Annotated in this window: 12 protein-coding genes; 6 read left to right on the forward strand and 6 right to left on the reverse strand. The window is 67.7% G+C overall.

All coding sequences use genetic code 11. The features are described from left to right. Window positions 1-48: 48 nt before the first annotated feature. The 3 genes from EJL01_RS10465 to EJL01_RS10475 are packed head-to-tail and all read right to left on the reverse strand — an operon-like array spanning window position 49 to window position 3,043. Window positions 49-819, reverse strand: a complete 771-nt coding sequence (locus EJL01_RS10465; protein ID WP_125107600.1) for an energy-coupling factor transporter transmembrane component T family protein — start codon at window positions 817-819, stop codon at window positions 49-51. Beyond that, window positions 816-2,489, reverse strand: coding sequence for an ABC transporter ATP-binding protein (locus EJL01_RS10470; protein WP_125107601.1), 1,674 nt, complete (start codon window positions 2,487-2,489; stop codon window positions 816-818). The genes EJL01_RS10465 and EJL01_RS10470 overlap by 4 nt, the downstream gene beginning before the upstream one ends. Beyond that, window positions 2,486-3,043 (reverse strand): ECF transporter S component, encoded by a 558-nt coding sequence (locus EJL01_RS10475; protein WP_125107602.1) that lies wholly within the window; start codon window positions 3,041-3,043, stop codon window positions 2,486-2,488. The genes EJL01_RS10470 and EJL01_RS10475 overlap by 4 nt, the downstream gene beginning before the upstream one ends. A gap of 159 nt (window positions 3,044-3,202) precedes the next feature. Between EJL01_RS10475 and EJL01_RS10480 the strand changes: the two genes are divergently transcribed. The 6 genes from EJL01_RS10480 to EJL01_RS10505 all read left to right on the forward strand — a co-directional run bounded on the left by EJL01_RS10480 (window position 3,203) and on the right by EJL01_RS10505 (window position 9,357). Continuing rightward, complete coding sequence (locus EJL01_RS10480; RefSeq protein ID WP_125107603.1) at window positions 3,203-3,598, forward strand: response regulator; 396 nt, start codon at window positions 3,203-3,205, stop codon at window positions 3,596-3,598. 43 nt (window positions 3,599-3,641) lie between these two features. Beyond that, window positions 3,642-4,538 carry an ABC transporter ATP-binding protein gene (locus EJL01_RS10485; protein WP_125108030.1) on the forward strand — a complete coding sequence of 299 codons (897 nt, stop codon included), beginning with the start codon at window positions 3,642-3,644 and terminating at the stop codon, window positions 4,536-4,538. Next, window positions 4,538-5,731, forward strand: coding sequence for an ABC transporter permease (locus tag EJL01_RS10490; RefSeq protein WP_125107604.1), 1,194 nt, complete (start codon window positions 4,538-4,540; stop codon window positions 5,729-5,731). Before EJL01_RS10485 ends, EJL01_RS10490 begins: the two co-directional genes overlap by 1 nt. Window positions 5,732-5,947: 216 nt before the next feature. After that, window positions 5,948-8,032, forward strand: coding sequence for an acyl-CoA dehydrogenase family protein (locus EJL01_RS10495; protein WP_125107605.1), 2,085 nt, complete (start codon window positions 5,948-5,950; stop codon window positions 8,030-8,032). A gap of 47 nt (window positions 8,033-8,079) precedes the next feature. Next, a complete protein-coding gene (gene ypfJ, locus EJL01_RS10500) occupies window positions 8,080-8,964 on the forward strand; it encodes a KPN_02809 family neutral zinc metallopeptidase (RefSeq protein WP_125107606.1) in 885 nt (294 codons plus the stop codon). A 6-nt stretch (window positions 8,965-8,970) separates the two neighbouring features. Further along, complete coding sequence (locus EJL01_RS10505) at window positions 8,971-9,357, forward strand: hypothetical protein (RefSeq protein WP_125107607.1); 387 nt, start codon at window positions 8,971-8,973, stop codon at window positions 9,355-9,357. 59 nt (window positions 9,358-9,416) lie between these two features. Here the strand turns inward: EJL01_RS10505 and EJL01_RS10510 are convergent, their stop codons facing one another. From EJL01_RS10510 to EJL01_RS10520, 3 genes are all read right to left on the reverse strand, one after another. Next, a complete protein-coding gene (locus tag EJL01_RS10510; RefSeq protein WP_125107608.1) occupies window positions 9,417-10,898 on the reverse strand; it encodes an HNH endonuclease signature motif containing protein in 1,482 nt (493 codons plus the stop codon). A gap of 632 nt (window positions 10,899-11,530) precedes the next feature. Then, entirely contained in the window at window positions 11,531-13,339 is a 1,809-nt protein-coding gene (gene recQ, locus EJL01_RS10515) for a DNA helicase RecQ (protein ID WP_125107609.1), read from the reverse strand. A gap of 89 nt (window positions 13,340-13,428) precedes the next feature. Continuing rightward, window positions 13,429-13,728: a rhodanese-like domain-containing protein gene (locus EJL01_RS10520; RefSeq protein WP_125107610.1), complete on the reverse strand. Its 300-nt coding sequence runs from the start codon at window positions 13,726-13,728 to the stop codon at window positions 13,429-13,431. Window position 13,729: the final 1 nt, after the last annotated feature.

The following is a 13,729-nucleotide window of genomic DNA, read 5'->3' on the forward strand; positions in this document are numbered from 1 at the left end:
AGAAGGCGGGCGTCCCGATGGGGCGCCCGCCTTCTTGTTGCTCAGTAGCTAGGCAAGTCCAACGACGAAGCACGCGGCAAAGACGGCGAGTCCGACGACGAGAAACAGCCAGTCCGTCGCGACGATGCGCAGCGGGTGGCGCTCGGTGCGGGTGGCGGCGTAGCCGAAGCCGCGGGCATCCATGGCGAGTGCCACGCGGTCGGCGTGCCGCATCGAGGCGGCAAGCAGCGGCACGAGCGACGCGCGCTGCCGGCGAAACCAGCCGCCGAGCCCGCGCCCGAACACCATGCCGCGGGCGCGGTGCGCACGCCGAATGTTCTCGAGCTCGGTGCGGAACCGCGGCACGAAGCGGAACGCTGCGAGCCCCGCGTAACCGAAGCGATAGGGCACGTGCAGGTGCTGCACGAGCGCGCGCACGAAGTCGTCGCCGGAAGTCGACGAGCCGCTGAGCAGCGCGAGCGCGAATAAGGCGATGAGGCGCAGCGAGTTCGCAAGCCCGTGCTCCCAGGTGCCGAGCGTGAACTGCCACTCGCCGAGTTGCGCGATCACGGGCGTGCCCTCGCCGAGCACGGGGTTCACCCAGACGCCGAGGGTGATCGAGAGAATGAACGCGAGCACGGGCAGGCCGACCACGAGCGCTATGCGCTGGCGCCAGCGCATCCGCGAGCCGACGAGCACCGTGCCGAGCGCGACCACCCCGACGAGTGCGGGCACGCGCCAGCCGTCGACAAAGAACAGCGCGACCATGGGCACGAGCGCGACCACGAACTTGCTGAGCGGGTGGATGCGGCGCAGGAACGGCTGGCGCTCGGCGGTCATCGCCACACCTCGCGCCCGGGCACCTCGCGCATGCGCGTGATCGCGCCGTGCGGGCCCGCGATACCGCGGAACGCCGCAGCGACCGGCGGCAGCCCAAGACCTACGCGCTCGAGCACGCCCGAGGCGATGACATCGTGCGTTGCGCCGTCGGCGACGAGCCGCGCGTCGTCGAGCACGAGCACCCGGTCGGCCTCCTCGGCCGCGAGCTGCAGATCGTGGGTCGCGATGAGCACCGTGGTGCCCCCGGCGACAAGCTCGCGCAGCATGCCGACAAGCTCGGCGGCGCGCGCCTCGTCCTGCCCGAACGTCGGCTCGTCGAGCACGAGGGTGCTCGCGCCCGACACGAGCGCCGTCGCGACCGAGAGCCGGCGCTTCTGCCCGCCCGAGAGCACGAACGGATGCTGCTCTGCGTGCGCCGTGAGGTCGAAGCGCTCGAGGGATGCGCGAACCCGCGCCTCAACCTCGGCCTCGTCGAGCCCGCGGCTGCGCAGCTCGAGCGCGAGCTCGTCCCAAACCCGCCCCGTCAGAAACTGCTGTTCGGGGTTCTGGAAGACGATGCCGATGCGGTCGCGCAGCTCGCGCTCGGGCAGCCGAGTGAGGTCGTCGCCGCCGACGAACACGTGCCCGCGGCCCGGGGGAGTGATGCCCGTGAGCGCGTGCAGCAGCGTCGACTTGCCGGCGCCGTTCGGCCCAACGAGCGCGGTGAAGGATGCGGCGGGCAGCGAGAACGACAGCTGGCCGAAGAGCCCGCGGGCGCCGATGGCTTCGGGAGCGTCGGCGGGGGCCGGTGACGGGCGCTCGGCAACCTCGGGCAGCGCGGACGTGACCGTGAGTGTGCGGCGAAGCTCGTCGATCGTCAGCGGCAGCTCGTCGAAGTGCACGCCCGCGCCCCAGAGTCGCGCGCCGATCTGCGTCGCGACGGGCAGCCAGACGCCGAGCTCGGCGAGCACGTGGGCGTGGTCGACGAGCACCTCGCGCGGCGAGCCCGTGACGGCGACGCGCCCCTCGTGGTCAAGCACGAGCACCCGGGTGGCGATGCGCAGCGCCTGATCGAGGTTGTGCTCGACGAGCACGATGCCGACGTCACCGCGCGCGAGCAACTCACCGAGCACGTCGTAGACTTCGGCGGCCGAGCGCGGGTCGAGGTTCGCGGTGGGCTCATCGAGCACGATGCAGGGCGAGCCCTGCGCGATTGCCGCGGCGATCGCGAGCCGCTGGCGCCCGCCGCCCGAGAGCACCTCGGGGGCGTCGTCGCGGCGATCCCAGAGGCGCACGGCCCGCAGGGCGGCCTCGACGCGGCGCTCGATCTCGTCGACGGGCACGCAGAGATTCTCGGGCCCGAAGGCGACCTCGTCATAGACGGTGCCCGCGACGATCTGCGCGTCGGCATCCTGAAACACCATCGCGATGTGCGCGCTCGCGTCGGCGAGCCGCAACTCGACGAGGTCGCGACCGCCAAGCTCGACGCGACCCGACACATCCGCCCACACGCTCTTCGGCACGAGGCCGTTCAGCGCGAGCGCGAGCGTTGACTTGCCGCTGCCCGAGGGGCCGAGCACGAGCAGCGCCTCGCCCGTGGCGACCTCGAAGCTCACGCTGGCCGGCGTGGGCCGCGCGGCGTCGCGGTGCGTGACGGAGAGCTGGTCGCAACGCAGCAGCGGGGCGGTCACCGCTGCCGGCGCTCGTCCTGCTGCAGGCCGCGCGCGACGCCGGCGCGGTCGAGCGCGCCCGCGAGCCAGACGCCGATCATCGTGAACACGAGCGGCGAGATGAGGAAGCAGCCGACGATGAGGATCGTGCCGGCTGTGCCGTAGTCCTCGCCGCCGAGGATGCCGAAGGCCGCGCCCGCCGTGATACCCGCGCTGAGCACGCCGCTCACCACGAAGAGCCACGGCCGCCAGATGCGGTAGCGGGTGACGAGGAACGGGATCTCCTGCACCACGCCGATCATGAGGCTCGTGAGGAACGCCATGAAGAAGATGGGCTGGAACGGGCTCGCGACGAGACCCGAGAGCGCCGTTGTGAGCAGCGCGATGCCGGGCCGGTGGAACAGCGACTGGGCGAGCGCCCCAGGCAAGAAATAGAGGCCCATCGTGAGGCCGTAGACGAACGGCACCGTGTTCACCGTGATGAGCCCAAGCCAGGCATGGGCGGTGAATAGGACACCGCCGGCGACGCCAATGGCGGCGCACGTCATGAGCAGACGCGTACTGATGTTCTTCATGGGGCACCTCTTCAAGTAATTCTAAGGGTCGCCTGACCTGATGGGCGTGGGGAACAGGAATACACACCTGTAATTTGCCGCGGCTCAAGGTGCGCGTTACCGGGGGTAGGTACCGTTCGGGCAAAGCAACCGCGCTCCGGCGCCGAAGGGGAGGTGGCTATGTCGTCGACAAGCGTCGTCGTGGTGGAGCCGCACCTGTTGGTTCGTGCTGGCTTTTCGCTCATTCTTGATGCCCCGGCCGACATCGATATCGTGGGGCAGGGCGAAACCGTTGACGACCTCATGCGGCTGGCTAACGAACAGCGACCCGACGTGGTGTGCGTCGCCGCGAAGTTCGCCGATGGCACGACCATGATGGATGCGCTGGAGGCACTCACGCGCGTCGAGAGCTACCGGCCCGTGGTGCTGCTGCTCACCGGCAAGCACGACGCCGACATCGTCGACGTGGCGACGAGCCGCGGGGTCGCCGCGGCGATCTCGAAGTTCGCGACGCCGGAGGACATCGTCGACGCCGTCCGTACCGCCGCCCAGGGGGCTGTTACACGACTTCCGTAGCTTCGAGTACGACCTTTCCGCAGTCGAATCTTGGGGGAGCATGCTGCTCGAAGTCCAACACGTAAGTCATTGGTACGGCGATCGGCAGGTGCTCAAGGACGTCAGTTTCTCGGTGTCCGACGGCCATCTGACGGGCTTTGTTGGCGCGAACGGCGCAGGTAAGACCACGACGATGCGCACCATCCTCGGGCTACTCAAGCCCCGCGAGGGTCGCGTGCTGCTCGACGGCAAGCCGATCAACGACGCCGATCGGGCGCGCTTCGGCTACATGCCCGAGGAGCGTGGCCTGTATCCGAAGATGAAGGTACGCGAGCAGATCGTCTATTTCGCCCGCCTCCACGGCGTTGGTCAGGGCGCCGCGAAGCGTCGCGCCGACGAGTTGCTGGAGCGGCTCAACCTGCACGAGCGCGCGAACGACAACGTCGAGTCGCTCTCGCTCGGCAATCAGCAGCGCGCGCAGGTGTGCGTCGCGCTCGTGCACTCGCCCGAGTTCCTCATGCTCGACGAGCCGTTCTCGGGCCTCGACCCGGTCGCGGTCGATGCGGTGCTCACGGTGCTGCAGGAGGAGGCCGCGAACGGCGTGCCCGTGCTGTTCTCCTCGCACCAGCTCGACGTGGTCGAGCGACTCAGCGACGAGCTCGTGATTATTTCCGAGGGCGAGATCAAGGCGACCGGCTCGCGGCGCCAGTTGCAGGAGCAGCACTCGCAGGGCCTCTACCGCATCGACGTCGACGACGTCACGTGGCTGGCCGCGCATCCCGACGTCGAACTCGTCGACGCGCTCGGCGAGGGCCAGGTCATTCGCATCCTCGCCGCCGATGAACAGGCCGCCGCGACCCGGGCGCAGGAGCTGCTGCGCGAGGGCGTTCAGCGAGGCGAAGTGCGCCGCTTCCAGCGCGAACTCACCCGACTCACTCAGATCTTCCGGGAGGTGCGCTAATGACGCAGCAGAACACATCCCCACGCACCATCAGTGTCATGGAGGGCGTGCGCCTCGTCGCCGGTCGCGAGATCTCGACCGCCGTGCGCGCGAAGGCCATGTGGTGGGGCCTTGCTTCGATCGTGGCGATCATCGCGGTCGTGCTGCTCGGCGGCCGGTTCCTCGGCGACGTCATGTCGGCGATTGCCGGAGGCAACGGCGAAGACCAGCAGATCGGCACGACCCTGCCCGAGTCGGCGCTGCCCGCCGATGCGATCGCGGGCGACCTCGTGCGCATCGACACGGTCGATGACGCCGTCGCCCAGCTCGAGTCGGGCGAGCTGGATGCGCTGGTGCTGTCGGGTGCCGACGCGGAGGGCCTCGAGCTGCACGCGGAGGACGGCGAGGTCATTTCGCCCGAGACCGTTGCGAACACCCCGAGCTACGTCGTCGTTGGCAACGACTCAGTGCCCGACTCGCTCGCGCAGAGCCTCACACTGTCGCCGCTCACTGGCTCGCTCGAGTTCGACCAGCAGCAGATTCCGCAGTTCATGATGATGTTCGTCGCCCTCGGTTATGGCCTCGTATTCTTCCTCGCGATCATGCTCTACGCGCAGCGGCTCTCGCAGTCGATCGTCGAAGAGAAGGCCTCGCGCATCGTCGAGCTGCTCGTGTCGACCGTGAAGCCGGGCACGATTCTCGCCGGCAAGATCGTCGGCGGCACCGTGCTCGCGATGGTGCAGGTCATCGTCATCGTCGCGGCCGCGCTCGTCTGCCTCGCGGTCGCCGGCCAACTGGGGCAGGTGCCCGACATCGGTGTCTCGCTCGTCTGGTTCGCGGTACTCACGCTGCTCGGCTTCATGTTCTACGCGAGCATGTACGCCGCGCTCTCGGCGACCGTGTCGCGCCCCGAGGACGTCGCGAGCGTCACCGCGCCGCTCACCTACCTGCTCATGATTCCGTATATCGGGCCAATGCTCGGGTTCCAGAACGACACCCTCATGACCTGGCTGTCATACATTCCCGTGTCGTCGCCGGTGGCGATGCCGCTGCGCATTCTGCAAGGCAACGCCGCGTGGTGGGAGCCGCTCGCGGCCACCGCCGTCATGGTGGTGTTCGTCGTCGTCGTGATCTGGCTCGCGGGGCGCATCTACCGCAATTCGGTGCTGCGCACCGGCAAGCGGGTGAAGCTCGCCGACGCCCTGCGCTCGTAGCCTGACCGGGTGCATCCTTGTGCGTGAGCGAACAGGATGCACCCTCAGGTTTGTGGGGTTGCGCCAAGTCAGGCGCGGGGTCGCGTCGCCCCATTGTGTCGAGGGCGCAGGCCGCGGGCGGTCGCTTCCGGCGCTGTCTTAGCGTGGGGAACACGTGCGCTGTTGCACTGTCGCGACAGCCACTTGCATCCCGCAGCGGCAGAGAAAAGGTGACACATGACTGACCAGCACCTCGAAGATCTTGACCACGACCTCGAGGTCGCAACCGGAACATCCGGCATCGACCGCGAAGCGATTTTCACCGCCATCATGGGCACCTGGCCCGAGCAGCGTGCGCTCGGTCGCAAGGTGTCGGCGACCCCAGACTTCTGGCGCGACGACAGCCTGAGCATGGCGGAACACCGCGAGCGTGTGCTCGAGCAGTCGCACAAGCTCGTCGCCTTTGGCACCCCGAAGCTCGCGTTTCCCGAGAGCGTCGGCGGTGGCAACAACCACGGCGGCAACCTGGCGGCGTTCGAGCAGCTCACCCTCGCCGACCCGTCGCTGCAGATCAAGACCGGCGTGCAGTTCGGTCTGTTCGGCTCGGCGATCATGCACCTCGGCACCGAGGTGCACCACAAGCGTTGGCTGCCCGACGTCATCGAGATGCGCATTCCCGGTGCGTTCGCCATGACCGAGTCGGGACACGGCTCGAATGTCGCCGGCCTCGACACCACCGCCACGTACGACGAGGCGACCCAGGAGTGGGTCATCAACACCCCATTCCGCAACGCGTGGAAGGACTACCTCGGCAACGCTGCGAAGCACGGCATCGCCGCGGTCGTGTTCGCGCAGCTCATCACGAAGGGCGTCAACCACGGCGTGCACGCGTTCTACGTGCCGATTCGCGACGACGCGGGCGAGTTCCTGCCTGGCGTCGGCGGCGACGACGACGCCGAGAAGGGTGGCCTCAACGGCATCGACAACGGCCGCCTGCACTTCGACCATGTGCGGATTCCCCGCGACTACCTGCTCAACCGCTACGGCAACGTCGACGAGGAGGGCAACTACACCTCGCCGATCGAGTCGCCCGGTCGCCGCTTCTTCGTCATGACCGGCACGCTCGTGCAGGGCCGCGTCTCGCTCGACGGCGCCTCGACCATCGCGCAGCAGGCTGCGCTGCAGATTGCCGTGACCTACGCGAACCAGCGCCGACAGTTCGACAACACGAAGTCGGGCCGCGAGACCGTGCTGCTCGACTACGGTCGCCACCAGCGCCGCCTGATTCCCCGTATCGCTACCGCGTTCGCCGCCACCTTCGCGCACGACGAACTGCTGCGCGAGTTCGACGCCGTGTTCTCGGGCAAGGGCGACACTCCCGAGCGTCGCGCCGACCTCGAGACGCTCGCCGCCGCGCTGAAGCCGCTGTCGACCTGGCAGGCGATGGACACGTTGCAGGACACCCGTGAGGCCTGCGGTGGCGCCGGCTTCCTCATGGAGAACCGCATCGTCGGCTTGCACCACGACTTCGACGTCTACACGACGTTCGAGGGCGACAACACGGTGCTGCACCAGCTCGTTGGCAAGCGCCTGCTCGACGACTTCGCCGCAAAGTTCAAGGGCGTGGATGCGCGCGGCCAGGCTCGCATCGTCGCCACGCAGTTCGCCGGCAAGGCGTTCCGCGAGATCGGCCTTGCCCGCCTCGGCGGCAACGTCGGCGACCTCGGTCAGTCGGCGCGTTCAGTGGGCTGGCTGCGCGAGCCCGAGAACCAGCGCGCCCTGCTCGAGGCCCGGGTCGAAGAGGTCATCGCCGAGATCGGCATGGAGATCGGCAAGGTCGCGAAGGCCTCGGCTGAAGAGCAGAACGCCGTGTTCAACGCGAATCAGAGCAAGCTCATCGACGCCGCGCGTGCCTATGCCGAACTCACGCAGTGGGACGCCTTCACCCGCAAGCTCGCCGACTTTGAGGAGGGCTCGGAGACGCAGCGCGTCATGACCTGGCTGCGCGACCTGTTCGGCCTTCGCCTCATCGAGCGCGACCTGCAGTGGTACCTGCTCGCCGGTCGCCTCACCGCGAAGCGTGCGCGCCTCGTCACCTCGTACATCGACCGCCTCATCGTGCGCCTGCGCCCGCTCGCGCAGGACCTCGTGAGCTCGTTCGGCTACACCGACGCGCAGCTGCGCGCGAAGATCATCGAGGATGACCGCGAGGAGAAGCGCCAGGAAGAGGCGAACGCCTACTACGAGCAGCTTCGCGCCTCGGGCGAGGAACCGAAGGATGAGCGCGACATTTACCGCATGAAGCGAGGCTCGCGCCGCTAGCCTCGTGAGTGGTCGCCTGCCTCGCGTGGGCGGGTTACTGTAGCGACATGACGTTCAACGAGAACTCAAATCTCGATTCTGGCAATGTTCGCAAGCGTCGAGGGGGCACCACCGCTGCCGTTGGTGGCGGTGGTGTCGTCGTGCTTATACTCGGGCTGCTGTCGACGCAGCTGTTCGGTGTCGACCTGACGCAGTTCTTCGGCGGGGCCGGCACCGAGCAGCAGCAGTCGGCCAGTGACGAGGATCTCGTCTGCACCGGCGCAGAGGCGAATGCGCAGCGAGACTGCCGCGTTGAGGGCGCTGCCGTGACGCTCGAGGCGTACTGGGCCGACGCATCCTCGGAGGTCGGCATTCGCGACTACGTCGACCCGACCGTGATTCTCTACGAGGGGCAGACCTCGTCGTCGTGCGGCACCGCGTCGAACGCCGTAGGGCCGTTCTACTGCCCGACCGACCAGTCCATCTATATGGACACCTCGTTCTTTGACATCCTCACCGAGCAGTTCGGCGCCTCGGGCGGACCGCTGTCGGAGATGTACGTGCTCGCGCACGAGTGGGGCCACCACATCCAGAACCTAGCCGGTGCCCTCACCGCCGACCGCCAGCGCGACACCGGCGACAACGGTGGCCAGGTGCGCATCGAGTTGCAGGCCGACTGCTACGCCGGCGCCTGGATGGGCGAGGCCGCCTCGCAGACCGACGCCGACGGCAATGCGATCCTCGAGGCACCGACGCGTGCCGAGATTGAGACCACCATTTCGGCCGCCGAGGCGATCGGTGACGACCACATCATGGAGCAGCAGGGCATGGAAGTTCAGCCCGAGGCGTTCACCCACGGCACGAGCGAACAGCGCGTGAATTGGCTGATCACGGGCTACGAGCAGGGTGTTGGCTCGTGCGATACGTTTAGCGTGCCCGATAGCAAGCTCTAGGAATCTATGACGTTTTCTCTTCTGCTCGCGTTGCAAGTTGTTGCCGTTGTTGTTGCCGTAGCTGTCACCATCGGTGGCGTCGCGCTCATCGTCATCGGCGCCGCTCGACTCGCTCGGAAGCCCGCGCCGCCGCGCGCCCAGGAGCCCGGATACTCGGAGGCCGTTGACTACGAAGGCCCCGAGCAGGTGCCCGCCGGCTTCGAGGATTCGCCGCGCTGGTTGGATGCGGATGTCACTTCCGACTCGCCGGGCGCCTCCTCGCACGTCGCGCGCTATTCGAATGCCGACCTGCACGCCGTTCGCCGCAGTGGCATCGCCTTCCTTGCTGGCGGCATTGTGTTGTTCCTCGTCGGTCTGGTCTTCGTGACGCAGACCTGGACCGCGCTGGCCTGAGCTAACGCCTGACGCCGAGGCGAAGCACTGGCGCCGGCAATTGGCAGCGTCCTCCCTCGCTAGAAGGGAGCGGGATCGACGGCGGGGTCGTAGACGAACTCGTCGACGGGCTTGAAGATCGGCCCGGGTGGTTCGGGTCGGGTGATGAAGACGTCACCAATCGGCGAGGTCCATTCGAGTACCCCGCCACCGAGATGCCTGACTCTCCACGGTTGTTGGTGTTTCTGCGTGTGATGTCGCCGACACAGGTGTGCCTGGTTGTCGACGCTGGTGGGGCCTCCCGCGGCCCACGGTGTCGTGTGATCGAGGTCGCTGCGGTTGGCGGGGCGGCGGCAGCCGGGGAATCGGCAGGTGCGGTCGCGGGCCTGGAGGAACTTGCGCATCTGCGGGGTCGCGATGCGGGTGTCGACGGTCAGCACGTGCCCGTTGATGGGGTCGGTGAGGATGCGGTCGAAGCAGGTCACGCTGCCGGCGAGCTCGCGAGCCTCGAACGCGCTGATGGGTTCGGTGCCGTCGATGAGGGCGATGTCGCGAGGCGCGTCGGGGTCGAACAGGGTGGTCACGGGCACGATAACGCTCACGGTCGCGCTGACGTGAGGGTTGCCCTTGGCCTCGGACTCGAGCGTGCTCTGCGGCACCGTCGTGAGGAGCGTCTCGACGAGCACGTCGGAGCGCAGTTGCGCGACGGTGCGCGGGTCTTCGATGAACTCGGTGTCCTCGGGGGAGAGCTCTTCGCCTCGGCCTTCGGCGTCGCGCACCCGGGCGCGATGCTGCTTCGCGTCGTCCTGGTGCTCGTCGCGCAGTTGCGTGGCTCGCTTGTTGATGAGGTCGTAACTGGCGTGGGCCATGCCGGTGGGCATGTCGGCGGTGAGGCGAGACATGCCGCTGCCGAAGTCTTGGATGGTGACGGTGCGCTCTTCGTACTCGCGCTGGAACGCGGCTTCGAACTCGGCGGCGTTGAAGCGGGCGGCGAGTCGTTTCGCGTAACTCTCGGTCTGCCCATGCGTGTGGGTGCGGGCGTAGTCGAGCACCTTCTTGCTGAACTCGTCGCGGCGCTCCTCGCCAACCTTGCGCTCGAACCGGAGGAGCGCGCCCGCATGTCGCATGGTGACGCCGCCCTCATCGAGCGCGGTCATCCAGATCGGAAACTGCGTGGTGAGCCGGTGCGCGTCGAGAGCGCGGTTCGTGAGGGCGATATCGCTTTCGTTGGTGCGAATGCCGAGGCTGGCGACGGTGGAGCGCAGGTGGGACTGGAGGCGGTTCTCGTCGGAGATGATGTGAGCGCCCGCTTCGGCGTCGCGGCGAGTGTGTTCTTCGGCGATGTCGTACGCCTCGGCGAGCATGCGGCACTCGCCGAGGTCGGCTTGGCGGCGCAGCGTATTGAAGTCGACGTAATTGTCGGCGACGTGTCGGGCGCGTTCGGTGAGGTCGTCGTGCTGTGGTTCTGGGGTCGTGCCGTCGGGCTGGTGCCTGTTCGCGCTGCGCGTGGGCTCGAAGTCGTCGTCATCGTCGGGCGGCGTGGCGTGGTTGGGAGCGGTCATCGGGTGTCACCTCCTCGAGCACGAGCGTCGGTTTGATCGGAGCCTGCGGAACTGTTCGTCGTTGTCTTGAAGACGCGTGAGCGGGCCAAAACGTGACCCCTGGGTGCGATCTTTTTGCGGGGAGTTTCCTGACCGCAACGATGCGGGCGAGGACGAGTCGGCGACGGCTTGGGGACTGGCTTTACTTCACCACGACCCTCCGACATTGAGGGCGTGGGTGGAATCGCGACGGTTTGGGGACTGGTTTCAGTCCACCATGAGCCTCCGACATAGCGGCCACGTGGGGGTCCGTGGCGCTCACCTGGCTGGCATTCTGCGGTACCGGGTCCTCGACGCCAGCGTCGCCGACGTGGCCGCTTCCGGCGCGCGTGCGGTGGATGGGACAGCTTCCGGCGCCGTGCCAGGGGCGGCCAGCCTCCGGCCTGCTGCCGCCGGGTGCTATCGCCGTCGCGCTTGCCGAGCCGACACATCAACCGAGCAGCCGCATCCGCCCAGCAGCTCGACCTGGGTACGATGCCGATCGCACCGACTCACTCACGCATAGGTGTTGCGTTCAGCCCCAAACGCACGCGAAAACGGGCCTCGAATGGGGCCAAGCGCAACATCCACAACTTGAAGAGAAGATCGCGGAATTACTCGCGCGACGCGATCACGTCGAGCACCTCTTCGCCGTACTGCTCGAGCTTCGAGCGGCCGACGCCCGAGATGCCGGCGAGCGCGGTGATGGTGTCGGGGCGCTCTACCGCGAGCTCGCGCAACGTCGCGTCGTTGAACACGACGTAGGCGGGCACCGACTGCTCGCGCGCGGTGTCGCGGCGCCACTCGCGCAGTCGCTCGAAGCGGGCGAGCTGCTCGGGCTGCAGCGAGTCGAGCTCGGGCTTGGGGCGTGACGAACGCGAGCTGCGCACGCGCTGCTCGCGCACATCCGTTCGCAACTGCACCTGTTCGCCGCCGCCGAGCACCGACGCCCCGCGCTCGGTCATGCGCAGCACGCCGTAGTCGCCGTGTGCCTGAATCACGTTCATCGCGAGCAGCTGCCGAACGACCGATCGCCACCCCGACTCGTCGAGCTCGGTGCCGATACCGTAGGTCGACAGCTCGTTGTGCCGGTTCTGCGCGATGCGGTCGGTGTCACGGCCGAGCAGGATGTCGATGAGCTGGCCGGCGCCGAACGCGCGCCGCTGCGAGCGGTCGATGCGCACGATCGTCGAGAGCAGCTTCTGCGCGGCGACGGTGCCGTCCCACGTCGCCGGCGGGTTGATGCAGTTGTCGCAGTTGCCGCACGGCTCGGAGCGCTCGCCGAAGTAGTCGAGCAGCATCTGGCGCCGGCAGCCGGCGGTCTCGCTCAGCGCGAGCATCGCATCGAGGTGGAGCGACTGCTGCCGCTTATAGAAGTCGTCGCCTTCGCCCTGGTCGATCATGCGGCGCTGCTGCACGACGTCCTGCAAGCCATAGGCGAGCCATGCGGTTGACGGCAGCCCGTCGCGCCCCGCACGCCCCGTCTCTTGGTAGTACCCCTCGACCGACTTCGGCAGGTCGAGGTGCCCGACGAAGCGCACATCGGGCTTGTCGATGCCCATGCCGAACGCGATCGTCGCGCACATCACGAGCCCCTCCTCGCGCAGGAACCGCGCCTGGTTCCTCGCGCGCGTCGCCGCAGGCATGCCCGCGTGGTAGGCGAGTGCCGGGATGCCGCGGTCGCTCAGGTACTCGGCCGTCTGCTCGACCGACTTACGCGACAGGCAGTAAACGATGCCGGCGTCGCCCGGGTGCTCGGCCTTGATGAACTTGTGCAGCGAATCGCGGGCGCGGTCTTTCGGCACGATGCGGTACTGAATGTTCGGGCGGTCAAAGCTCGAGACGAACTTCGCGGCGCCGTCGAGGCCGAGCCGCTCGATGATCTCGTCGCGCGTCGCGAGCGTCGCGGTCGCCGTGAGGGCCACCCGTGGGACGTCGGGCCACTGCTCGTGCAGCACGCTGAGCTGCAGGTAGTCGGGGCGGAAGTCGTGGCCCCACTGGCTCACACAGTGCGCCTCGTCGATCGCAAACAGCGAGATGTTGCCGCGCTGGAGCAGCGGGATAGTCGCCTGCAACCGCTCGGGTGCGAGGTAGAGCAGGTCGAGCTCGCCGGCGATGTACTGCTGCTCGACGAGGCGACGCTCGTCGATGTCGAGGGTCGAGTTCAGGTAGGCGGCCCGCACGCCGAGTTGGCCGAGCGCATCCACCTGGTCTTGCATCAGCGCGATGAGCGGCGAGATGACGATGCCCGTGCCTTCGCGCACGAGCGCTGGCACCTGGTAACACAGCGACTTGCCGCCGCCGGTGGGCATGAGCACGAGGGCATCTCTGCCCTGCACGACCGCGTCGATGATCTCGGCCTGCTGCCCACGAAACTCTGGGTAACCCCATACCTGTTCGAGGACCTGCTGTGCCGTTGTCATACCTACAAGCCTAGGCACTGCCCGAAGTGGGCAGCTCAGTTCTCCACAGCCCCGATGCCGTGGTCACGTTTCCGCAGAAGGGCGCCGCGCTACCCGCGTTCGACGGGGAAGCCCTCGGCCTCCCACTGCGAAATGCCGCCATCGACGTTGGTCGCGTGCTTGCCATAGCGTTCGAGGAAGTCGACGGTGCGCGCCGAACGGCCGCCCGCGTGACACATGATGTAGGCGCCCTCATCGGGCACCTCGTCCATGCGATCCGCGAACTCGCTCAGCGGAATCACCGTCGCGAACGGGATGCGCACCTCGGCGACCTCGTCGTTCTCACGCACGTCAATGAGCGTGATGTTCTCACCCAGTTTGTGCAGTTCTGCAACGGAAATGTTCTCCATG

This window comes from Gulosibacter massiliensis, assembly GCF_900626105.1.
Taxonomy (GTDB): Bacteria; Actinomycetota; Actinomycetes; order Actinomycetales; family Microbacteriaceae; genus Gulosibacter; species Gulosibacter sediminis.

Bases quoted from the DNA above. Each gene is read 5' to 3' on its own strand.
- EJL01_RS10465 (WP_125107600.1), bottom strand. From the start codon at position 819: ATGACCGCCGAGCGCCAGCCGTTCCTGCGCCGCATCCACCCGCTCAGC.
- EJL01_RS10475 (WP_125107602.1), bottom strand. From the start codon at position 3,043: ATGAAGAACATCAGTACGCGTCTGCTCATGACGTGCGCCGCCATTGGC.
- EJL01_RS10480 (WP_125107603.1), top strand. From the start codon at position 3,203: ATGTCGTCGACAAGCGTCGTCGTGGTGGAGCCGCACCTGTTGGTTCGT.
- EJL01_RS10490 (WP_125107604.1), top strand. From the start codon at position 4,538: ATGACGCAGCAGAACACATCCCCACGCACCATCAGTGTCATGGAGGGC.
- EJL01_RS10495 (WP_125107605.1), top strand. From the start codon at position 5,948: ATGACTGACCAGCACCTCGAAGATCTTGACCACGACCTCGAGGTCGCA.
- ypfJ (WP_125107606.1), top strand. From the start codon at position 8,080: ATGACGTTCAACGAGAACTCAAATCTCGATTCTGGCAATGTTCGCAAG.
- EJL01_RS10505 (WP_125107607.1), top strand. From the start codon at position 8,971: ATGACGTTTTCTCTTCTGCTCGCGTTGCAAGTTGTTGCCGTTGTTGTT.
- EJL01_RS10510 (WP_125107608.1), bottom strand. From the start codon at position 10,898: ATGACCGCTCCCAACCACGCCACGCCGCCCGACGATGACGACGACTTC.
- recQ (WP_125107609.1), bottom strand. From the start codon at position 13,339: ATGACAACGGCACAGCAGGTCCTCGAACAGGTATGGGGTTACCCAGAG.
- EJL01_RS10520 (WP_125107610.1), bottom strand. From the start codon at position 13,728: ATGGAGAACATTTCCGTTGCAGAACTGCACAAACTGGGTGAGAACATC.